This is a genomic window from Lentzea sp. NPDC036949 (genome assembly GCF_055608075.1).
Genome location: NZ_JBVJRA010000019.1, coordinates 67385 through 92231 on the forward strand (window position 1 = coordinate 67385; position 24847 = coordinate 92231).

The 24847-nt window shown below is 70.7% G+C and carries 1 protein-coding gene (only partly in view); it reads right to left on the reverse strand.

Features of this window, described 5'->3' with window-relative positions:
• Positions 1-24847, reverse strand: the 3' portion of a protein-coding gene (locus ACZ7CD_RS35815; RefSeq protein WP_470380636.1) for a hypothetical protein. Its footprint extends 9830 nt past the window's final position; the window shows 24847 of its 34677 coding nt (coding positions 9831-34677); its start codon lies beyond the right edge, outside the window; it ends in the stop codon at positions 1-3.

Here is a 24847-nt window from a genome sequence, read left to right on the forward strand (position 1 = left end):
TCACTGGTCCTGCGGTTCTTGCTTGATCTTGGGGAACTCGTACTCGTCGGAGTAGTCGGCCAGCAGGATTCCGAAGGGGTTCGCGGCGGGGTCGACGGCGTTGTCGAACGCGACCTGGACGCCGCCACCGACCTGGAGGAGGCCCTCGGGGTGGTTCGGGTCCGGGAACACGGCTTCGATGCCGAGGAACACGACGTTGACGCGATCGTGGTCGATCTTGCCGTCAGGGGTGAGGACGGAGTTCGCGAAGGCGGTCGAGTTGCCTGCTCCTTCGGCGCTGATGAGGTTCTGCTTCGTCCTAGAACCTCCGTGGAACAGGTATCCCGGGTAGTGCGGGTGCAGTCCCCTCCACTGCGCTTCCTCCTCCAGCTGCCCGTCGTGGTCCTTGCGGAAGTCGAACATGCCACCGAGGTAGAACTCCAGGAACTTCGCCTGGCTGAGCAGCGGCTGCTGGTCGACCGGGACGCTGCCGGGTGGGTTGGCGAGCAGGAGCTGGTACTGGCCGACCAGGACCTCCTCCCGGGGCTGGACGTGCCGCTGCTTCACACGGCCGACGTAGATGAGGTCGGTCGGGTGCTGGGGCCGCGGGGGTGCGATGGTGATGCTCTCCGGAGTCGGGTTGACCGCGGTGGCCACGATGTGGCGCAGGCGCTCGGTCATGTTGTACTCGAGCTCCTTCCACAGCGCGCGGAACTGTTCCGGGGTCATCGGGGGCAGGCGGTGGTCGTCGGGGTCGGCGGCGATGCGCTCGACCAGCTTCTTGCCCCTGGCGACCCGGACGGTGATCTGGTCGACCTCGGCGCGGATCACGGGGTGGATGTCGCCGTCGGGCCCGGCGAGCATCGGCGTGACCGCGTAGAGCGGGTTGGCCGGGTCGCGCCAGGGGAACTGCTGGTCCATCCCCATGATCGGCTGCAGGCTGTGGGTGATCGCGTGCGAGACGTACAGGTCCTGGGACAGCGCGGCCTCCTCGGCCGCGAAGGTCTGCTTTCGCCGTCCCTGGTCCAACCACGTCATGCCCTCGACGTCGGGCGGGGTGTCGTCGGCGGTGTTGTAGAGGTGCGCGACCTGGTGCGTGGCGATCAGGCCGCCGGACAGCTCCGAGACCTGCGAGGGCGTGAACTTGGACGGGTGCTCCAGCATGGCCAGCACCCACTGCCCCACCACCCCGCGGGTGACGGGGTCGACCGGGACCCCACCGGAGTCCCTCGTCAGGTCCAGGGCGGGGTGCACGTTGGCTTGGACGTGCTCCAACGCCTCCAGCAGCGTGGCCAGGCCGTGTGCGGGTGGCACCAGGGTGACGATCCGGTCGCGCACCTCGTCCGGCAGATCAGCACGCACCGGTGCGGCGGGTGCGGCGACGACGTCGGACGGGGTCTCGTGCGGGAAGGTGTGGACGTGCTCGGCCAGTGCTTCGGTGACCAGGCCGCCGGAGAGTTCCGCGACCTGCGCGGGCGTGAACCCGGACCGGTGCTTCAGCATGGTCGACGCCCATTGGCCGACCAGTTCCCTGGTGGTGGGGTTGGTGGGGATGCCGCTGGAGTCCCTCGTCAGGTCCAGGGCGGGGTGCGCGTTGGCTTTGACGTCCTTCAGCGCGTCGAGCAACGTCCCCAACCCGTACGCGGGCGGCACGAAAGCGATCACCCGCTCACGCACCACGGCCGGCATGTCCGTGCCCATCGGCACAGCGGACTCCACAGGGCCGGCCGTGACATCGGCCGGGGTGTCGTCAGGGACGTCGTGCACGCGTTCGTCCTGCCGCACAACGATCAGGCCGCCGGACAGTTCCGCGATCTGCGCGGGCGTGAACCCGGACCGGTGCTTCAGCATGGTCGACGCCCACCGGTCCACCAGCTCACGGGTGGCGGGATCGGTCAGGACACCGCTGGGGTCCTTCTCCAACCCCAGGGCGGGGAACACCTTGGCTTTGACGTCCTTCAGCGCATCGAGCAACGTGCCCAACCCGTACGCGGGCGGCACGAACCCGATCAGCTGTTCACGCACCGCGGCCGGCATCTCCACGAGCTCGGTCGCTCGATAGTTGTCGTCACCGTCGAAAACGACGTAATGGGTGGGAACGTCTTCGCCAAAAGCGCTGTGGGTCGACAGCCGGCCGTCCTCGCGGATCGCCCTGAGGTTGCGGCCCAGCACCTCCATCACCAGCTGCGGAGCCAAGAAGGCGCTCTGCCTGTTCGAACGTCCCGGCGTGCGCAGACCGGTCTCGACCTCATCCGCCGGGAGCCCGAGCTCGTCCCGGCTCCGCCCGCCCCGCTCGGGCAGCTTCATGCGGCGGTAGGTGTCCGCCGTGGCGTTGCGCAGACCCGTCACGGACGGTTCCTGGCCGAGGCGCCCGAGCCGATCCGACAGCACGGCCCCGGGCACGGACCTGAGCACGGCTTCGTAGAAGGAGTCCGGACCGGTTGTGACGTCGACGATGCGCAGCCCGAGCCCCGCGGCGGCGACGGACTGCTCGGCGTTCTCGACCCGGGCTTCACCGGGGGCTTGCTGACGCGGGGCTTGCTGACGTGAGGGCTGGGTTTCCGGCGCCGGCCGGTTCCCGTCGTGCGAGCCGCTCTCCACCGCAGGGGGTGGTTCCGCGTGCGATGGGGCGGGGCCGGACGGTTCCGGCGGAGTGTGAACGGCGGAGATCCCATCATCGATCACGGTCACACGCGGCAGGTCCGGTGCGTGGACCGAGCCACCACCCTGGACGACGGCGAGCGGGGCGGTCGCGCGGTAGTGATCGGCACCGACGTGAACGACGTAATAGGTGGGGAGGATGCGACCGAGGGCGAGGGTGGTCGCCAACCGACCGTTCTTGCGGATCGTCTTGACGTCGACGCCCAGCACTTCGGCGATCAACCGCGGGACCAGGTCGTGACCCGGAACGGGCGAACGCTCCAGGACGAGCAGTCCTTCCTCCACCTCGCCCGCCGGGAGCCAGATGCGGCGGTAGGCGTCCGCCATGGCGTGGCGCAGACCCAGCGCTGTCGCTTCTCTGCCGAGTTGCGTGAGCCGGCGCGACCACACGTCCTCGGGCACGGACCTGAGCACGGCTTCGTAGAAGGAGTCCGGGCCGGGAGCGACCTCGACAACGCCCAAGCCGAACCCAGCGGCAGCGACGGACTGCTGGACCCTGTGGATCAGATCCGCCAACCGCGCTTTCCTGGTGGCCACACCCGACACGCGAAGAGCCAGGACGATCACCTTGTCGGTGTCGTCGGGGTACTCGGCGAGGTGCACGCGGATCAACTCCCCGATCCGCTCATCATCGAGGTTCTTGACGGGTACCGACGCTGTGACGACCTCGTAGACCAGGGCACGCACCCGATCGGGGTCGACCTCGGAAACCTGACCGCTGACAGCGTTCACGATTTCCCGGACCGCGCTACCAGGATGGCCGCCGTGGTACTCCTTGATCAGATCCTTGATCTGGTCGTCGGTCCGCACGCCGTGATCCCGGCTTCCCGCGTTCTCCTGAGCGGGTGCCGGGGCGTCCGGCGCCGACCAGCTCCCGCTGCCCGTCGCCTCGTCGTTCCGCGGGGCGGCTTCGAGCCGGATGGTGGCTCGGTAGTGGCCGCTACCGTCGCGAACGACGTAGAAGGTCGGGAGCTCGTCGTTGATCAGGATGTTCTCGGCCGCCAGCCGGCCACGTTTGAGAGTCATCGTCTTGACGTTGACGCCCAGCACCGCGGGCATCAACGTCGAGACCCAATGGCTGTTCCGCACGTCCCGAGGCCCCGGGTTGCGCACGCCTTGCTCCACCTCGTCCGCCGGGAGCCCCAGCTCGTTCAGGCTTCGTGACTCCAGGTGGGGCAACGGCATGTTCCGGTAGGCGTCCGCCGTGGCCTGGCGCAAACCCAGCGCCGTCGCTTCCCTGCCGAGTTGCCCGAGCCGGCGCGACCACACGTCCTCGGGTACGGACCTGAGCACCGCTTCGTAGAAGGCGTGCGGGCCGGTGGTGACCTCGACGACGTCCAGCCCGAGCTCAGCGGCGGCGATGGACTGCTGGACCAGGCGGAGCAGGTTGAGCATCTCCTCGTTGTCGAGGGAGACGCCTTGCTTGCGAACGGCTGCGGCAGTCGAGACCTGGTCGGCACCGGGATGCTGCTCGAGGTGCTTGCGGATCAAACCCAGGACGTGGGTTCGAGTGAACTTGTTGCGATGCCGGACCGGGGTTCCCATGACGTCGCGGAGCAGGGCGGCCACTCGCGCGCGGGAAGCTGCGACACCCTGAGCGAGGACAGCGTCCACGGTGTTCGTGATGCTGATCTTGGGGTGGGCCTCGTGGTAGTCCTTGAGCACGTCCTTGATCTGGCTCGGACTCCACGCGCTGTCGTCCTGCTCACCGGTGAGCTGGAAGAGCAGGAGTCGCAACTTCCCTTCTGTGCCGGTGGCGTGCGGACCGACAGCCTTGAAGATCGCCGCGAAGTCGTCTCCGGGATGCTCGGCGAGATGCCTGCGGATCAGGTCCCCGTCCCGCGCGTCATCCGCGTTCTCCTGAGCGGGAGCCCGGGTTTCCGACATCGGCCGGTTCTCGTCGTGCGAGCTGCCCTGGACACCGGCGGACGATCCCGCAGCGGTCACGAGCGGTCCCGGTGCGCCGACCGGCGCCTGGGCCGAGGCATCCGGGACGGTCGCCTGGTAGCTGACGCCACTGTCGTGAACGATGTAGTGGGTGTCCCGGTTGTCGGAGAAGGCGTCGCTGGTCGACAGTTTGCCTTCTCTGTCGATCGTCTTGAGGTTGATGTTCAGCACGTCGACCATCAACTGTGGAGCCAGGTCGTGGATGCGCGCGTCCCAGCGCCCTGGAGTGCGCAGGTCGGTCTCGAGTTGATCCACCTCCAGCGCATCCGGGTGCTGCTCGCCCAGCACGCGCAACCTCAGGCGGCGGTAGGCATCCGCCGTGGCGTGACGCAAACCCCGCACGGACGCTTCCCGGCGGACTTGCCAGAACCGGGTCCACCACACGTCCTCGGGCACGGACGCGAGAACGGCTTCGAAGAAGGCGTCGTTGCCGGGCGCGACGCGGACGATGCGCAGCCCGAGCGCAGCGGCAAGGGCAGACCGCCTGACCTCCCAGATCAGATCCGAAAACCGCGATGTCTGAACGGCAACACCGTGCGCACGAGCAGCAAGATTGATCATCTTGTTGGTGTCTTCGAAGTACTCGTCAACGTGCTTGCGGATGAAGTCCTTGATCTGGTCGTCACGGAACTGCCGGCGCCGGACCGAACTCGCCATGACCTCGTAGATCAAAGCGCGCAGGTAGTTGTCGTTGGGCACACGGCCACGTCGGGCAACGGCATGCGCGATGGCCTTGACACCGCTGCCGGGATCACCGTCGCGATACTCCTTGATCCAATCCTTGATCTGGTCGTCACTCGGCGGTTCCACAGCCACCTGTGCAGCGGATGGGGCCGGCACGGCGGGTGTCACAGGCGCGGCGGGTGTCACAGGCGCGGTGCCGCCGGAAGCACGGTGGATGCGCTCGACCACGTCCGCCGTGACCAAGCCGCCGGAAAGTTCCGCTACCTCCGCGAGTGTGAACGCACGCCGACTCCCCAACATGGCCTCCACCCACTGGCCGACCAGTTGCTGGGTGGCGGGGTCGACTGGGACACCGCCGGCGTTCCTCGTCAGGTCGAGAGCGGGGTGCTCGTGGGTTTGGACGTACTCCAAGGCATCGCGCAGCGTGTTCCAGCCGCGGTCAGGCGGCACAAAGGCGATCACGCGTTCACGCACGGCGGTCGGCAGGTCCTTGTGCTCGGTCGCCTGGTACCAGTCGTCATCGCGATGAACGACGTAATGGGTGGGAAGCTCGTCATCGAAACCGACATGGGTCGACGCCCAGCCGCTCTTGCGGATCGTCTTGAGGTTGACGCCCAGCACGCCGGCCACCAACTGCGGAGCCCAGTGGCCGCTGTGCGCGTTCTGATGCTCCGAAGTGCGCAGTCCCTCCTCGACCTGGTCCGCCTCCAGCTCATCCGGGCGTTGCTCGCCGGGCTCGCGCGACCTCTGGCGCCGGTAGGCATCGGCCGTGGCCTGACGCAACGCCGCCACAGGTCCTTCCTGCCCGAACCGGTCGAGCTTGGCGGACCACACGCCCCTGGGCACGGACCTGAGCACGGCTTCGTAGAAGGAGTCCCGGCCGGCCGCGACGTCGACGATCCGCAGCCCGAGCCCGTCGGCGGCAATGGACAGCCTGGTGTCGTCGATCAGCCTCGTCAACCACGTGCTTCCGAGGAGGACCCCCTGCTCACGAACAGCCCGAGCAGTCGACTCGGTGTCGTCGAGGGGGTTCTCGACGAGGTGCTGGTGGATCACACGCTCAGCGGCGCGCTGCTCCTCGACCGTTCCCGGCTCATCCGACCCGTGCCTGACGAAGTGCGTCAGACGCTGCAACCGTTCGTTCCTGACCTCGCCGACCAGCCGGTGCAGGTGGTCGTCGGAACCGGTGGCGCCCCATCCGCGAACCGTGGCGACAACCGCAGCGTCGCCGTCGTCGGGATGACGGGCGACGTGCTCGCGGATCAGGTCCACGTCCCGCTCGTCAGCCGACTTCTCCTGAGCGGGTGCCCGGGTTGCCGGTGCCGGCCGGGTCTCGTCGTGCGAGCGGTCCTCGGTACCGGCTGTCGCAAGGGGTTCCGCGCGCGACGGCCCCGGTTCACCGACCGGTGCGTGGATCGAGGCGTCCTGGGCGGCGTCGAGCGGCGCGGTCGCCCGGTAGTGGTTGATGCCGTCGTGAACGACGTAATAGGTGCGGAGGCCGGGGTCGACGTCGACGCCGTTGGTCGACAGCCCGCCGTCGTTCGTGATCGTCTTGAGGTTGATCTTCAGCACTCCGGGCACCAACTGCGGGGCGAAGTCACCGCTTTCGCTTGCCCAGTGCCCCTGGGTGCGCAGCCCGATCTCGATCGCGTCCGCCGGCAGGCCCAGGTCGTCCGGGCTCTGCCAACCCAGCTCCAGCCTCCTCAGGCCGCGGTAGGCGTCCGCCGTGGCCTGACGCAAACCCAGCACCGTCGCTTGCCTGCCGAGTTGCTTGAGCCGGTCCGACCACACGTCCTGGGGCACGGACCTGAGCACCGCTTCGTAGAAGCAGTCCCCGTCGCGTTCGACGTCGACGACTCGCAGCCCCAGCCGAGCAGCGGCCGCAGCGGACTGCGCGGAAGGGCCGTGCTCCTCCGCTGACGGAGCTCCCAGCCCCTCCTCCACCGCACCCGCCGCGATGCCGTGCTCCCCGGTCGCCCTCGGCGTGGCCCGCTCGTCCCGAACAGCTTTGATCAGCTTCATCATCTTGTTGGTGCCGCCGGCGCCGCCATGCTGACGAACAGCCTTGACGATCGCCTTGACGTTGTCGCGGGGATGGTCGGCGATGTGCTCGCGGATCAAGTCCTTGACCTGATCCTCCTCCGACTCGTCCTGGATTCCCGTGACCTGGTGAACCAGGAGCTGCAACCTCTCCTCGGTGCCGATGGCGCCCCGCGCGGTGACAGCATCGACGATCGCCTTGAAGTCGTCTTCGGGATGCTCGGCAACGTGCTCACGGATCAACCCGGTGTTCCGCTCATCAACGACCTGGCGAACCAGGTCCCCCAACCGCTTGTCGCCGCCACTGGCGCCCCGCGAACGAACAGCCTTGACAGTCGTCCAGACACCCGCATCAGGCGTCTCGGCGAAATACTCGCGGATCAACTCGATGACCTGACTGTCACTCGACTTGTTACGGGCCTCGGCCTGGGTTCCCCTGGCGTCGTGAACCAACGATGACAAATACAGGTCGGCGCCAGTGGCGCCTTGCCTGCGAACAGCCTTGATGATGTCTTTGACGCGCTCGCCAGGATTTTCGTCAAGACGCTTCCGGATCAAATCACTGATTTGATCTTCACTCAACCCACCATAGGCCTGGACCTGGGTTCCCCTGACCAGGTGAACCAGGTTCCGCAACTTCCCGTCGCCGCCGATGGCACCTCGCAAACGAATGGCGTCCCTGACCGCCACGACGCCGGCATCGGGATTCTCGGCAAGGTGCTCCCGGATCAAACCTTCGATTTCCTCGTCACTCGAGACACCAGAAGACTGGGCCTCGGTTCCCCTCGCCTTGTGAACCAGGTGCCGCAGCAGCTCCTCGCCGCCGGTGGCGCCCCGCTGACGTACGGCCTCGACGAGCAGCATGATGCCGGCATCAGGATTCTCGGCAAGGTACTCCCGAGCCGCAGCGATGACCTGATCGTCGCTCAACCCCCTGCGGGGACGGGACGGTGTTCCCGGTACCGGCGGGTTCTCGCCGTGCGAGCCGTCCTCGGCGCCCGGCAGCACCGGCGGTGGTTCCGTGGGCGACGAGACGGGGCCGGATCGCACCGGCAGCTCCCGATCGGCGAGCTCGTTCGCACGTGGCCGGTCCGGGTCGCCGACCGGTGCGTGGATCAAGGCGTCCTGGGCGGCAGAGAACCCGGCGGTCGCCCGGCGGTGCCCGGTATCCGGGATCATGTCCTTGAGCCGGTCGTCACTCGGCAGGTCCGCATCCCCCGGCACCGCAGGCGCAGCGGGTGCGGCAGGCGTGGTGTCGCGAGCGGCACGGTGGATGCGCTCGACCGCCTCCGCGGTGACCAGACCGCCGGAGAGCCGCGCGATCTCCACGGGCGTCAACGCAGGCCGGTTCTCCCGCATGGCCGACACCCACTCGCCGACCAGCTCCGCGGTGACGGGACTGACCGGGACGCCACTGGGCCCCCTCGTCAAGTTCAGAGCGGGGTACTGGCGGGCTTGGACGTGCTTCAACGCATCGAGCAGCGTGTCCCTGCTGTGAGCGGCCGGCACGAAAGCGACGACCCGCTCGCGCACCTCGTCCGGCAGAGTCGCGCGCTCGGTCGCCTGGTAGTCGTTCCCATCACGGTGGACGACGTGATAGGCGGGAAGTCCGTCGTCGAAGCCGGGATGGGTCGAGACCCAGCCGTTCTCGTGGATCGTCTTGAGGTTGACGCCCAGCACGTCGACCACCAGATGCGGAGCCCATTGACCGCTTTGCGCGTTCTGGTGCCTCGACGTGCGCAGACCGTTCTCGACCTCGTCCGGCGCCAGTTCGTCCGGGTGCCGCACGCCGAACTCGCGCGCCTTGAGCTGACGATAGGCATCCGCCGTGGCGTGGCGCAACGCGGTCACGGACCCTTCCTGACCGAGCTTGGCGGACAACACATCGCCGGGCACGGACTTGAGCACGGCTTCGTAGAAGGAGTCCTTGCCGGGTGCGACGTCGACGACGCGCAGCCCGAGGTCGCTTGCGACGGTGGCGAGCCTGATGTCGTTGATCAGTTTCACCAGTCCCGAGCTCCCGAGGACGACACCCCGGTCACGAAGGGCCTGAACGATCGACTCGTTGTCGGCGAGAGGATCCTCGACGAGGTGTTCGTGGATCGAACGCGTGATGGCGCCGTGGCCCTTGACCGCCCTCGGCTCGTCCGCCCGTTGCCTGACAGCGCGCATCAGACGCTGCAAGCGTTCTTTCCGCACCTCGCCGATCAGCTCGTGCAGCCGGTGGTCGGAACTCGTGGCGCCCCGTGCGCGAACCATCGCGAGGATCGTGCTGTCGTCGTCATCGGGATGACCGGCAACGCGCTCACGAACGAGTTCGAGGTCCCGCTCGTCGTCCGACGGCTCGTGAGCAGGGACGTTCGAGGCGTCGTCGAGCGAGGTGGTTGCCTGATAGTGGTCCACATCGTCGTGGACCACGTAATACGTGTCGAGGCTGTCGTCGATGACGACGCCGTTGGTCGACAGCCGACCGTCGTGGGCGATCGTCTTGAGGTTGATCTTCAACACTCCGGGCACCAACCGCGGAGCGACGTCAACGCTCTCGCCGTCCCACTGTCCTGAAGTGCGCAGACCTTCCTCGACCGCATCCGCCGGGAGCCTCATGCCCTCCAGGCTCCGTCCGCCCAGCTCGGGCAGCTTCACGCGGCGGTAGGCATCCGCCGTGGCCTGGCGCAACCCCGCCACGGACACGTCCACGCCGAGCTCGGCGAGCCGGGCCGACCACACCCGCTCAGGCACGGAAGCGAGCACGGCGGCGTAGAAGTGGTCGCCGTCGGGTGCGATGTCGACGACACGCAACCCAAGCGCAGCAGCAGTGGCAGTGGGGCTGTTCTCCTCCAGGGACAGGGCCACCAGCTCGTTCGCCACCGCGCCGGCGACCGATGGCCTGCTTCGCTTGTGCTGTGAGGTCACCACACCTTCGACGGAGGAAACCGGACGTTTCGCCGCGGAGCCGGACGCGCCCGGCTCGTGCCGCCTCTCCCCGCTGCGGTCCTGGTTCACCCTTTCTTCCGCCTGGCGGTACAGGGCCTGCCACTTCTCGTGGGTGGCCGCCATGCCGATCAGGCCAGCCGCCTCGATGGCGGTCTCGAAAGTCCCACCCGCGAGGATCTGCCTCTGCAAGAACTCGGCTTTCTCCTCGTCGGACCCGAACAGGTACGGCCGGGATTCGGTTCCCGTAACCCTGTGGTACGCGTTCAGGAACCGCTCGTTCCTGACCCGGACGCCCTCCGCGCGAAGTGCTTCACGAACCTCCTCGGCGGTGCTGTGACCGAAGAGGTGTTTCCGGATGAGATCCTCGATCTGCTTGTCGGTCCAGGTTTGCTTCTTCCTGGGGACGACACCCGTGGCCTTGTAGTAGAGCTTCAGGAGCCGCGTGTCGCTGCCCGTGACACCCTGCAGACGCAGAGCGTTGAGGGTGTCCTTCTGCGTTTCGCGAGGATGCTCGGCATGCCGCCTCCGGATCTTGTCCTCGATCTCCTCGTCGCTGAACCTGCTGCCCACGTAGGCCTCGCCCCCCGTGGGTAGCGGTTGCGCGCTCGACGAGGAGGCATCGGGTCGTACCGGGAGGTCCTGATCGCCGGGCGCTCCACCACGGGGCCCGCGCGGGCTCGTCAGTCCCAGGTCCTTCGCCAGTGTGCGCACCAAATCGTCCGGGCTCAGGGCCGGAACCGCCGACACCCCCTGGTCCGTGGTGTAGAGGTGGTGGGCGACCACCTCCACGGCGAGCTCGTGCTTGTTCCGCTGCTCCACCTGCTGCGCACTGGGCTCTCCCAGGGACATGGGCGGCACCGAGTGGCGTTCCACGATCTTGCGCGCCTGGTCGTGGAACGCGCTCAACGCGTGGGCGGGCATCTTCTGCCACCACACCGGAGCCGGCTGCCGCGGATCCGTCCACTCCGGCCGCTGCTCAGGCCCGGCCGGAACGGTCCGCGGTGAACCGCTGCGGGCAGCGTCCAGGTCGTCAAGGCCCGCGAAGGACGTGGTGCCCGACTCCGTCCTGATCGGTTCGCCCGAGACCTCGACGACCGCCTCCTCCGGCGGAGCCGCTGAGTCGGCACGCGTGGACACACCGTCGCGGACGGTGGCCGTCGAGTCGACCTCCGGCTTCGACTCCGGGTCCACAGTGGAGGGTGTATCGCCGACCGGGTCGGTGTCCGCGGCGGGTGCGGCGAGCGGCCGGGGTGGCGGAGTGGAGCCGTCCTCGTGCGAGACGGGTGGTGCGTCGTCCGGGACCGGTGGTGCGTCGTCCGGCGTCGGCGGCACGTCCTCCGCAACCGGCACCTCAGCCAGAACCGGTGGGGTGTCGTCCGACATCGGCGACACATCACCTGACACCGGTGTTGCGTCGTCCGACAATGGCGACACGTCACCCGACACCAGCGGCAAATCCTCCGACAACGGCGACACATCACCCGACACCAGCGGCAAATCCTCCGACAACGGCGACACATCACCCGACACCAGCGACAGATCCTCCGATGACAACGACGACACGTCGTCCGGCACCGGCAGCACGTCGTCCGACAACGACGACACGTCGTCCGAGAAGGGCGGCAACTCCACCGACAACGGCGGCAGCTCCACCGAAGCCGGCCGCACCTCCTCCGGACTCGGCGGCACATCACCACGGACGGGCGGTGCGTCGTCCGCAGCGAGCACGGCCCGCAACTCCACCCGGACGTCCCCGGCCTCCGCGACGTGCCTCATCTCCACCTGGACGGGCGGGCGCGGCGCCGATCCCGCACCACGCCGGGCGGAGCGCGTGATCTCCGCCATCACCGCCGACACCGCGGCGGCCGGTGCCGGACCGGTGAGGTCGCCGTGGGCGACGATCTCCAGACCGGTGGCGGAGAGCTCGCCCGCCCGTCCGAGGACCCGGCCGACGCGGACCCGGTCTGCGGGGGTCAGCCGGGGCGCTGCCGGGGACAGGCGGATCTCCGCGCTGGGGTTCGGGCCGGGACGCGGTGCGGGCACCCGTGCACCGGACTCGTCCACGGCAACGGGCGTCTCCGTCGTGTCGTCGAGGAGGTCCCGCAGCTCGGCCGGTGTGTCGCGGGGGCCGAGGTCGAGCGGCGGCAACAGGTGCTCGTCAGCGGGTTCGGTGAGCGTGCCGACCTGAGCCTCGTGCGCGTGCAGGGCGTCCCACCAGGCGTCGAGCGCGTCGGCGTGGGCGTTCTCCGCCCGCGCCAACGCTTCCGCCGAACCCTCGACGTCGCGTTGAGCGGCGTCGAGGGCTCCCGCGAGGGCGGACGCTGTGGCCACGAGCGTCGCGTCGGCCGCCGCGAGGGTGCGGGCGGTGTCGGCGAGCTCGGCGGGGATGCGGTCCTGGTGGTCGTCGTCGACGAGCACGACCGCGTCGCGGACCTCGAAGTCCACCACGGCGGCGCGGTCGCGGTGCCCCCTGCGGCCCTTGGTCCTGGCGACGAAGCGCACCTCGATGTCGTTGAGCCACAGCCCCGCCAGGCCCGTCGAGCTCGACGCGGGAACGGACTCGCCGTCGTGGTGGTGCTCGGCCTCGGCCTCACCTTCGGAGCCGGTGCCGCCCACCACCCGCAGCGGCACCGCGAACGCCGCGCCGCCGCCGAGGGTCTTCTGCTCGCCGAACTTCTCGTGGCCCGGCGGCTGTGTGCCGCCCGGACCGAGCAGGGGGCCGGCGGCCATGCCGAACTCGGCGGCCGACTCCTCCGCCACGGTCTCGGTGCCGGAGCTGTTGCCCTGCGTCGAGACGGTGGTGCGCGCCGAGACGCCGGTCAGCGTCGGGGTGCCGGTCCTGCGCGCGTGCAGTTCGAGTGACCGGCCGCCGCCGAGCGGGATCTCCAGGGGCGTCCCGGTGGTGGCGTGCAACGGGAGCAACGCCTTGAAGCGCGGCCCGGTGAGGGTGGTGCGCAGGGCGCTGCGGACGTCCGCGGGGACCTCGCGGAGTCCCGTTCCCTCGCGGTGGGCGAGCTCGGCCGCGGCGACCAGGTCGCCGACGTCGAACCTGAGGTGCCCGGTCCAGCCGCGGCCCAGGCCGGTGTCGCCGCGCCAGCGCGTGAGCGCGTCCGGTTCCGCTTCCTCCTCCGGCTGCACGACGGGGGCCACGGACGCGGCGGGCCGTGCGGGAACCGTGTCCTCCGGCAGGTGCAGGATCGAGACGTCGTGCGCGGCACCGGCCTCCGCCACCCGCCGGCCGTGCCGTTCGATCGCGACGGTGAACTCGACGGGCGCGTGGAACCTGGCGAACGTGCCGGACGTCTCGGCGCTGCTCTCACGCACGACCTTGTGCGTCTTCTTCGTCGTCTTCTTCTTGCGCCCCAGCAGGACGTCGCCGATGACGCCGCCACCCATCATCGCGTACGGGTTGCTGCGCGAGACGTTCTCGTCCGGCGCCGGGCCGCCGGCCTGGAGTGCGGGCAGCACCACCGGCTCCAGCCGCAGCAACGTCCTGGTGAAGGTGCGGACCCGGGAACCGAGCGTCGTCGTGCCCCTGGTCTGCTTGACGTCGCCGTGTTCGAGGCCGGCGAACACCGGCCGGTCCAGCAGCTCGTTGGTCATGACGACGTCGTAGGTCTCACCGGTGGTCCGGTCCTCCAGGCGCAACGGCTGGGGAACGCCGCCGCGCGCGGAGTCCTCCAGCGTGGTCTGCGCGTCGGAGAGCCACGAGCTGATGGCCGCGTAGTTGTCGTGGCCCGTGCTCAACGGTGAGAGCGGGATGAGGCGGCGGGCGCGCTTGGGGCCGAGCGAGCGTTCGAGGTCGCGGCGCAGCTCGGGCAGCACGGACCGCAGGTCCACCACGCCGTCCACCACGCCCAGGCCCACCGACAGCGGTTCGCCGGGACGCAGGAACGCGGGAGGTGCGACGACCCGGTCCCCTGCCGTCTCCCCGGTCTCGTCGTCCACTGCGGCGGCCGGGTCGTCCGCGAACGCGTCGGCGACGGCGGAGGGAGCGGCCGGTGCCGTGCCGGCCAGCGTGGTGACCGCGAGCGCCGCGAGCGCGGACGTGGCGGGATCGCTCCTCGTGGCCAGGTCGCGGACGCGGGCGTCCTCTTCGGCCTGCTTCGTGCGGATGGCGTCCAGCTGTGCGGTGGTCACCCAGGCCGTGACGGCACGCGGAAGGTCGAACTGCTCGTTGGCCGTCGCCGGAGCCGCGGGCCGCAGCACGCCCCAGGCGTTGCGCCAGCGGCGCGACCGCACCTCCGCGACGACCGTGGTCCGCACACCGAACCGCACGAGGTGCAGGCGCTCGGGCTGACGGACGGTGGAGGTGCCGGTCGCGACGTCCGTGGCGACGTCCTCGGTGCTGGACTTCTCCAGCACCATCGGGTCGCCCTCGATCACCAGCAGCGCACCGGGTTTGACGGTCGCGCCCTCCTTGCCGTCGGTCGTGACGTCCTTGTAGAAGGCGAACGCCGTCAGGTCGGCCGCGGCGGTCACCGCCGCGGTGAACTCCTTGCCGGCACCGACACCCGTCTCGACCGCGGCGGACGTCACCGCCTGCCGCCAGCCCTCGCCCAGCACCTCGACGTCGCGGGGCTGGAAGGAGACCTCGGCCGCCGCGAACCGCTTGACCCGGCGCCGCGCCCACTGCAGCCCGCGGACACCGGTGGTGCGGCTGAAGACGCGCTGGTCGGCCATGACCGAGTCGGGCGACAGAACGGTGTCGACCAGCACGCTGTTGTCCGACTCCGCGAACGAGAAGGCCGGGTCCCCCGAGGCGCGGGTGAGGGCGTCCTTCACGGCGGCGCGCACGTGCGCCAACCCCTCGAAGCTCAGCACCCTGATGCCGTCGAGGTCACGGGAGAGACCGCGGCGCAACGGGTCGGCGGACACCGGGGCGTCCGGTTCCGGTCGCAACCGGACGTGCGGCTGGTCCTGGCGCCCGGCGGTGCGCTCCACGACGACCGGGTCGGGCCGCATGCGCGACACGTGCGCCTCGGGAACCCACACGTCGGCTTCGACGCGGAACGTCGTCTCCTCCGAGGTGGCGCCCGATTCCGGGTCGACCAGGGTGACCGGCTCCGTCCGCGGCACGTGCAGGCCGGGCCGGCCGATGCTCAGGCCGCGCACCATCGCGTTGTGGCGCTTGTAGGTCTGGCCGCTGAGCGTCCAGTCGACCGTGGCGGTGAAGCGGTGCTTCGGCTCGGCGACGACGGCACCGGTGTCGTCGAGCGCGCCGCCCTCGCGCCGTTCCTCGCCCCGCTTCGCGGTGACGCCGGAGAGCCCGGACCTGGTCCAGGCGAAGGCGCTGTAGAGCGACGCCACGACGACGACGGCGCGTTCGGTGATCGTGGCGGTGACGCGGCCCGCCGCGCCGATGCCGGTCGACTTGGTGCGGGACTTGGTGTGCTGGGTCGCCTGCGTGTCGGAGGTGGTGACCACGGCGGGGTCGGCGGCGGTGCGCACCTCCCCGGTGTCGCGCAGGTCCGACATCGACGCCTTGAGCGTGAACGACACGTGGTAGTCGTGGCCCCAGCCGTGCTTGGGCTGCACCGGGATGCGCAGACCGTCCGCGGACAGCGCCCGGTCCGCGAGCAGACCGAGCTCGCGGTCGGTGAGCAGGCGCCGCAGGGCGTCCCTGCGGCCCAGCGCCTCCTGGAGCTTGCGGCCGATCGTCCTGCCCGCGGAGGGGTCGTCGAACTGGGACAGGAACCGGTCGCTGCTGAGGTACCACCGCTTGTGGCCGGGAACGGTGCGAATGGAGTTCTCGATCAGGCCGAGGACCTGGGACGCGACCTGCGACACCTCCAGCGACGCTCCCGCGAGGGCCCGGCCGGACTCCAGCGCCTCGGGCCCGTAGAGGCGGCGCGGCGGCACGGCGTCCGTCTCCGGTGCGACTTCGGCCGTGACCTCACGCCACTCCACCGCGCGCACGTCGCCGGCGAAGGTCATCGCGGGCTTGCCCGGCACCCGCACCTGGAGGTCGAAGACGCGTTCGACCTGCTGCGCGCGCCCACGCCGGGTGCTCGTGTGCTTGACCTCGCCGGAATGGCTGATGGACTGCTTGTGCGCGCTTTCCACCCCGCCCATGACCACCGGACCGGCGACCAGGCCTGCGACGCCGAGGTCGAACCCGGGGCCGGCCATCATCTTCGAGTTGGCGCCGTGGCTGGCGGTGCCCGAGTCGGAGACCTCCGCACCGATCGACTCGACGTCGGTGAACGTGACGTCGTCGAGCGTGCGGAGCACCACCGGTTCCTCGCGCTCGACCAGGCGCATCTCGACGGCGCTCGGCGTGTGCAGCCACGCGACGAACGGGTGCTTGCCGGTGAACAGCATCTCGGACCGGACCCAGCCGTGCCCGCGTTCGGCCTGCTCGGCGGTCACGGCCATGTCCTGGTAGCGCTTCTTGAACGTGCTGTCGTCGAGGAACTCCCTCAGGTTGCTGCGTCCGGGACGGCCCGGCTTCACCAGCGAGCCCGGCAGCGCGGAGACGACCTTGTCGAACAGCCGGTGCTCGCCGTCCGCGTCCGGCGGCAGCGGCCTGCCCCGGTAGCTGCCCGGCGCGTTCCGTCCGATGTGGACCGACTCGACGAAGGCCGGGCCGTCCGCGAGAACGCCTCCCGGCTCCCCGCCCGGCACGTCGGGCACCGAGAGGTCGGCGACGACGTCACCGACCTCGACGGGGTCGCCGACGACCCGGCCGCGGGCGTCGCGCAGGGTCAGCTCGATCCACACCGGCACCGACACGTCCCGCGTCGGGAACGCCACGGCCACCTGCCGGCCGCCGCTCGCCGTCGCACTGGCACCCACCGCGACCGAGTTGCTGGCGTCGGTGGAGGCCCCGACGGTGCCGACCGCGGTGAACCCCGGGGTGGCGGGGATGAGGACCAGCGCCAGCGCGGAGTTGGCCTGGGCCGCGCTCGACGCCGCCGAGAGCGTCGCGCTGCCGGTGGGACCGTCGAGCCCGACCGACCGCGACGCCGTTCCGCTCTCCGTCGCGCCGTCCCAGAGGTAGCGCGTCCTGGCGTGCAGCTCGTAGTGCTTGCCGCCGATCTCGACGTCCTCCGACCGCCCGTCGCCGAGGAACCCGCCGACACCGGTCTTCAACGCCGTCACGAAGTGCTCGACACCCTTGCGCTCGCCTTCGGGCAGCAGCGCGTCGATCGCGGCGTCCACCGCCGCGCCGCCCGCGATCTCACCGCGCTGGGTGACGAGCCCCGAGGACCGGTCGCCGGGGAGGTCGAGGCCTCCGGCGGTTGAGGACTCCTCCGCGGAGGGTGCGCCGTCCTCGACCGCAGCACCGTCCACTTCGGACCTCACCAGGGTGACGAGCGGGATGTCCTCGACCGCGGGATCCGGCAGGAGAGAGGCCGCGTCCTCCCGCGTGCCGCTCAGGTCCGGCTCTGCCTCGCGACCGTGCACCGCGTCGGCCACCACGTCGCCGGTGAAGGGCTTCGGTGGCATCGGCACGAAGGACGTCGCGGGCAGGGCCTCGTCGTTCACGGAGCCCCCGGCAACGCGCAACGCGGCCTCCAGGCGGTCCGTGCCGGTGCCCGAAGGCTCGTTCGCGAGGGTGAACTCGACCCACTCGACGGGACCGTTCTCCCCCACCGCCACCAGGTCACCGGCCGAGTCGAACCGCACGTCCCCCGTGGTGGCGAGCACCGGCGCGCCGATCCGGTTCGCCAGGTGCTGCGCGAGCTCGGTGCCTCCTGAGGTCAGCAGGACGACGCGACCGGCGGGCGTCCCACCCTGCCAGTCGACGCTCTGCCGCTCACCGATCCCGCGTTCCTCGGCAGCGGCCGCGAAGTCCGCGACCGACCGGGTCTGACCGTTCCACAGCCGCACGTGCCGGCCGTCCGGTGTCAGGCTCACGGACAGCAGCAGGTCGTCGCGTCGGCGGGGCAACCGGTCCAGCAGGGCGAGCACCTGGCGCAGCTCGGTTTCGGGTGCGGGGAAGACGATCGCGTCCTTCCTGCCGACCTCCTGCGAACGCAGCGTGGCGTCGACCTCGGGGCTGAAGTGCCAGGGGCCGCTCATCGCCGCGCGCTTGACCAGCTCCTGCTGCGCCACCGGGCTCAACGGCAGGAGCTCCGCGAAGGACAGCAGGCGGTCCAACCAGAACTCGCGGTTCTCCACCCGGCCGCCCGGCGCGAGCAGGAGCGGTTCGCGCATCATCGCGGCGATCCGGTCGTGCGTGCTCGCGTCCGTCGCCGCCCGGTACATCGCAGCGCTGATCTCCGACTGGACCTGCCACGTCGCCGGGTCGAGGCTGCCCGTCCAGAACCGGAACTCGACGCGGCGCAGCGCCTCGTCGGGCTCCCCGAGGTGTTCGAAGTTGACGGCCTCGTTCCTGTTCGCGTTCAGCGACCACACGACGAGCTGGTCGTGGGTTTCCGCGCGCGCACCGTCCGCGTACTCGTCGACGGAGTGCGGTGGCACCGGGTTCGGCCCCAGCAGGTCGATCCTGCGGTCCTGGCCGTCCGCCTCGACGCGGTTCCCCAGCCAGAACAGGACCTCCTCGTTGGCCTTGGCCAGCTGGGCAAGGCGCACCGCCTGCTCCGCGGTGAGACCGCCGGGGAGGCTGACGTTGACGTGGCCGCCCATCGCGCTCGCGTCGGGCGTGTCACCGTCCGCGTCGGTCTGCCGCCGCACGGTGCTGAGCACGGTGCGAAGGCCCTCCCACGCTTCCCTGCCACCGTGCAACACCGGTGACACGAGCTCGGCACCGTCATCGTCCGAGTGCTCCGCCACCAACCGGTAAAGCCCATCGGACGCGGAAGGGGCCTCGTCGTAGAAGCGGACGCCGTCGTCCCACCTCAGGAAGCCCTGCTCCTCCAGGCGGCGACCGATCTTCTCCGGCACACCGGTCTCGAACTCGACCTCCAGCCCGAACCTGGCCTCCGGAGACGCGGTCAGGCCGCCCGGGATGCCGGCGGGGTGGAAGCCGAGCGGGTTGCCGCCCCGCTCGACGACGGCTCGCGCGCGGTCGTAGATGCCGGTGATGTGCCGCAGCCGCACGGCTCGGGCACGGGTGAGCAGGGCGTCGAGGGCGTCCAGCCGGTCCTGCAACGCTTCGGCCGCCGTCGGGGGGAACGTCTCCGCCGGCCGGTCCACGACCTGCCGCCAGTGCGCGGCCCGGTCACGCAGCTCGGTGCCGAACGCGCCGGGCAACGCGGTCAGGTGCCGGTCCAGCTGAGCGAGTCCGTCGGAGATCGACCGGAGCAGCTCGGGCACCGACCTGTCCCCGGGCAGCGGAACGTCCGCGGTCCGCACGACCTCGTCCGGGTCCACCAGCGGCGAGGTCCGGTCGGGCCGCACGGGGTTCCAGCCCTCGACGGGCCCGAGCTGGCTGACCATCGTCCGCTCGATCATCCAGGCGTGCCGCGGCTTGAGCACCGGCAGTCCATCGTGGACAGCCGGTCCCATCGGGCCGTCGTCTGCCACGACGCGGCTGCGCGAGTCGTCGGCGAGGAACACCCGGCGCGGGTCGACGTGCTCGTCCACCAGCCCGACGAAGTGCAGGACCTCGTGGGCGAGCGCCTCGCGGTCGTCGGAACGCCACCGCGTCTGGCGGCTGGCGTCGTCGTCACCACGGGGCCGGATGTCGACGTCGGAGTGCGCGAGCTCGTGCGGCCCCGCGAACTCGACCCGCACGTGCAGCTGGTCGCCGCCGGGAAGCCGGTACCCCGCGTTCGCGATGGTGTCGAGGCCGCGCTGGACGTCGGCCTCCACTTCCAGCCGGAGGTCCGGGGCGATGTCGCCGACCGGCCGCAACCGGACGGTGAGCTCGCGGACGTGCCGGTCCCCCACCTCGATCCGGCGCACGTCGTACCGCACGCGCTGGACGTACCCCGCCGGTCCGCTGCGGGAGAGCCAGCCGCGGGCAGGGTCGAACAGCTCCGTGTCGACGGTGCGGACCTCGGCACCCGCACGCAGGTGCTCCCAGTCCGACGGCCGCAGTGGCGCGTCCTGGGGGTCGAACCACGGCGCCCGCTCGGCACGGGAATGCCGCCAGCGCTCGTCCTCGACCACCGGACGCGGGCGGGCGGGTTCGACCTGATGCGCGAGGTCGACCGGTGACGCGGTCTGTTCCGATCGCGTCGCCACCTCGTGGTGGGACGGGTTCTCGTCCACCGCCGGACCGCGCCGGACGGGCTGCGCCTGAGCACCGGAGCCGAGTCCGACCGGCTGCGGGGACTGCACGGTCGCCGAACCACGGCGAGCGAGCGGCGCGAACGCCTCGTTCATGTCGTGGATCGCCTGCGGGAAGCCGGGTCTCGCCTCCACGGCTGCCAGCTGCCGCGCGCCGAGGATTTCAGGTGGGAGTGTCACGATGACGCGGGCGGGCGGCTCCGAGCCGGGTGTCGCGACGTCGACGGTCACGCTGACCCCGATGACCCAGGGGTCCACGCCCAAGCCGAGCCGGTCGAGCTGCGCGCTCTCCGCGGCCACCGCCGCGCGGAACATCCGCTCGATGCCCTCGGCACGCGCTTCCGCCAGCGCGCGGTCCACGCCGTCGAGAGGCATCTCGTGCACGATGATCTCCACCGCGGGGAGACCGGCCTGCTTGAGAGCCCGCCACGCTGCCGCGCGCGTCACCAGGCGCGCCGTCTCCCGGACGTCCGCGGCCTGCAGGTACGACAGGTAGGTCTGGCCGGGGTCGAACTGCACGGTGGTGTCGTCGATCCGGTACGCCACGAGATCGGACAGCGGTACCTCGGGGATCGGCGCCAGCGGGTCGGCCGCGGTGAAGCTCCCCTCGTTCTTGACTGCCCTGACCGCGTTGTTCGTGTGCACGCTGACGACGTTCGTGGCGGCGAAGACCTGGGACCCGTGGTTCCGGTCCAACTCCCGCTGGAACAGCTCCGCGGCGGTGGGGGTCGTGGGCGAGATCGAGGAGTTGAGCCAGCACTGCACCAACGCGACCGGCGTGTCGGAATCCGGAGCCGCCGCGGCGAAGAGCGTCGTCCCCGCCACCACCGCAGCGCTGTCGACACCGTTCAACGTCTGCGTGTCGCCGAAGACGAAAGGACGATCGGTCTGAAGACCGAACATGAGCCCACGAGGGGCACCGTGCCCGTCGACGAGCCACGGGACACGACTGGAGCCCGCCCACGGTGCGACGTAGGCCTTCATCACGGCGGTGCCGCCCGGTCCGGTCATGACCTCGCGGAGGTAGTACTGCAGCTCCACCTCGTCGCTGTGCCGCGCGGCGGCGGACATGTGGTGGTCATCGACCAGGGTGAGCGGGAAGTACTGGCCGTGCTCGCCCAGCCGGTCGCTCACCAGGGGACGGGTGATCACGTCGGCGGAGGACGCCTTCGACGGCGGAGAGGAGAGGAACTCCCCGCTCTGCAGGGAGATCGTCCCGTCCTGGTGCAACGTGGCGACACCGCTGGGCGAGTACGTCCACCTGGAGTACCCACCAGCCGCGAAGACGCTGGAGAACGCGTCGAAGTCACCGGCCACGCCGTTCAGCGCGAGCAGCACGACACCTCGGCCGTTCTGCTCGCCGGTCTCGGTGTTCAGCGCGGCGCGCAGCTCGTCGTCCGCGCGCATGACCTTGGCCAGAGCCGCGGGGGTCAGGTCCACAGCTGCCTGGTCACGGCGCACCGCCTGGACCCCGCGCCTGCCGGAGCTCGCGATCAGGAAGACCGGGAGCCGGTCCAGCCACGGTGACTGCTCGCTGCCCTGGGCCACGCGGAACGACTGCACGGTGTCCGCGGTGACGTTCTCCGCCCACTGGCTCGCCCGTTCGAACTCGGTCTCGTCTCCGGGAGCCCTGAGGTAGACGGCCACGGCGACCTCGTCGCGGTTGCGCAGCACCACCGACTGGAGATCACCGGCGCGCAGGGGGGACACGAGGGGGAACTCGGTGGCGGGGTCGTGGGTGACCGAGTCGTCCCTGATTTCGACCGCACCGTCGGGGGCGTAGACGTCGGTGAAGAAACCCGCCTCGTGCAACGCTCCGGCGAAGTCGAACCCCAGCTGGCCGAAGTTCGCCTCGGTGCCGGCGAAGTTCGCGAGCAGCACCACGGGACGGCTCGGATCGGCCTCCAGCGCGGCCCGGGAACCGCTGTCGGACAGCCACAACCGGCCCAGGTCCCCGCCTCCGAGCTCCAGCACCGCTCCGGCCTTGGACCGCACGCGCACGAACGTGCCGTCGGGAGAGTCCACCACGACGACCAGGGGCGAGCCGGGTGCCCACGGACCCGTCGGCCCTTCCGTGCGGCCCGTCCGCAGGGCGTCCGCGAAGTCCTGGATCGTCGCGGCTTCCAGGCCCGCCACGGGGAACCCGGTCACCGGGCCGCCTGCGACACTCACCACGTCGCTGGCGGTCGGCGTCCCGCTCTCCTCGACCCGTGCGTCATGGGGGATCACCAGCGCGCCCTCGTCGGAGAACTTGAGCCTGCCCCCGAAGTCGTGGCCCTGCACGGGTCCGGTGAGGTCGCGGAGGGTGGCCAGCAGCTTCGCGTTCGCTCCGCTCACCGAGCCGGTCGGCAGTGACTCGTCATGGGTGAACAGCAGCAACTGCGGGCGCACCGGACCGGCCGTCGCCTGGCGGAACAACGCCGATCCCGCCAGCATGTGCGCCGCCACCTCGGCGTCCACGGGCAGGGTGGAACCGTCCACCAGGGGCAGGGTGTACCCGTTCTGGCCGTGTTCGCCCACCAGCGTCACCGGGCGGGTCCGGGCGCCCGTCGTCGCGGGAGCCCACTTCCCGGCGCGGTAGTGGTGCACCACGTGACCGTCCGCGTCCTTGAGCTCCTCGGCCACCAGTCGCTGGGACTGGTCGGTGGACAGGGCCATCGACCGCAGCACGTCCCCGTCGAGGACGCCGGGGGTGGCGAACCCGATGCCCACCAGGCCGCCGTCGTTCCTCCTGAACGAAACCCAGCCGACATCACTCGGCCGGACCTGGGAGACGGGCTCGTAGTAGCCGTCGTTGATCACCACGGTGCTGTTGGACGGGCCGAGCCCGAGCGGATCGGTGGCCGCGCTCACGAGGTGGCGCGATCCGGCGTGCCACAACGCTTCCGCGAACTCCTGCGCCGCGCGCCGGGACGCCTCGGGACGGTCGGGGTCGGCACCGACGAGCCGGATCGGCGTGGCGGGGGTGACCCAGCGCCGGTAGGCGGGCGAGTTCCGGACGCGGAACGCGAGGGTCGCCGGCGTGACCGGCACGCCCCGGACGAGGAACCGGTCCCCCACGAGCGTCGCGTAGACGTAGAACGACTTGCGCGCTCGCGGGTTGACCGGCTGCCGCGCGTGCAGGAACACCCAGGGCGGCTCGTCCGGCAAGCCGGAGCCGAAGCTCAGGCCTCCCGCCGCGGCCGTGGTCGGTGCGTGCTCGTGGCCCTGGGGCCAGTCCGGCAGGTCCACGACGACGCTCACCGCGGTCGACGGAACCGCCAGCTGCAGCACGTCCGGCGCCGGCTGGGAGGGGTCCACCGCCTGGCCGTCCCGCAGCAGGGCCGCGACGACGGTCGTCTGCTCGGGCCTGCCGGAGATCAGGACGACCGGCATCGCCGAGCCGGAGTCCTGCTGGAGCGTCACGGCGGTGGCGAGCCTGGACCTGAGCACCGCCAGGTCCGCCTGTTCGGCGGGGTCGGAGAGCTGGTTCGACACCGGGTCGACGTGGAAGAGGCTCGCCTGCGCCAGCTGCTCTTTGACGACGTCGCGCAGTGCGGGCGTGACCGGTGGCTGCACCAGTTCGAACCCGGCCGGGATGGAGCCCGCGTCGCTCGCGGTGTCCGAACCGGAGTCGTCGCTCTCCGCGCCGGGGACCGGCGTGGCGGGCCGGGGCAGGAGGGCGACCGGCGGTGCGGTGTCACCTCCACGCGTCGTGCGGACACCGTCCGAACGGTCCACCGTCCTCGACGGACCGTCGAACGCCGCGCGCGAGACCGCGACGGTGGCCCGCCCGCTGCCGGAGTTGCTCATCGCGGGGAAGGCCGCGCCGATCGCGGTACCCCGCCGGTCGCGGAACAGCTCCCGGATGCTCTCATGGTTCCCGGTGCTGACGACGTCCGAGTCGGCTCGTGCCTCCAGCGCCACCTCGATCCTGACCTCGTGCGGCCCGACGCCGTGGTCGCCCTGCGGCCCCCTGGTCGTGATCCGGACGTGGTCGACGTCCACGGGCATACCGCGGTCGGCCATGTCCTGCGCCTCGTCGGCCAGCGCCGCGCGGAACCGGCGCTCGACCTCGACCACCCGCGCGGACGAGAGCAGCCCACCGGTCTGCGGGTGCACCGGACCGCGGCTCGTCCCGCCGCCCACGATGGTCACCGCCGGCATCGCCGTGACCCAGTGCTCCTGCGCAAGCCTCAGCTGCCGCCACGCGGCGGCCCGCACCACGGCACGAGCAGTCGTCTCGATCTCGGCGTCCGAACCGGCGAGGACGTCCGTTCCGGCCGGGTCGAACGCGGCGGTGACCGCGGGAACGTCGTTGGCCGCCAGTTCCCGCAGTTCGACGGGCGGGCGTGCGCGGCCGCCGGGAGGGACGACCTCCACGATGTCGCCGCCGTCCTCGACCACGTAGTTGTCGCCCTTGCCGGGCAAGAGTTCCCGGGTGGCCGCGAACATCCTCGGGACCGCCCGCTGCGGCGCG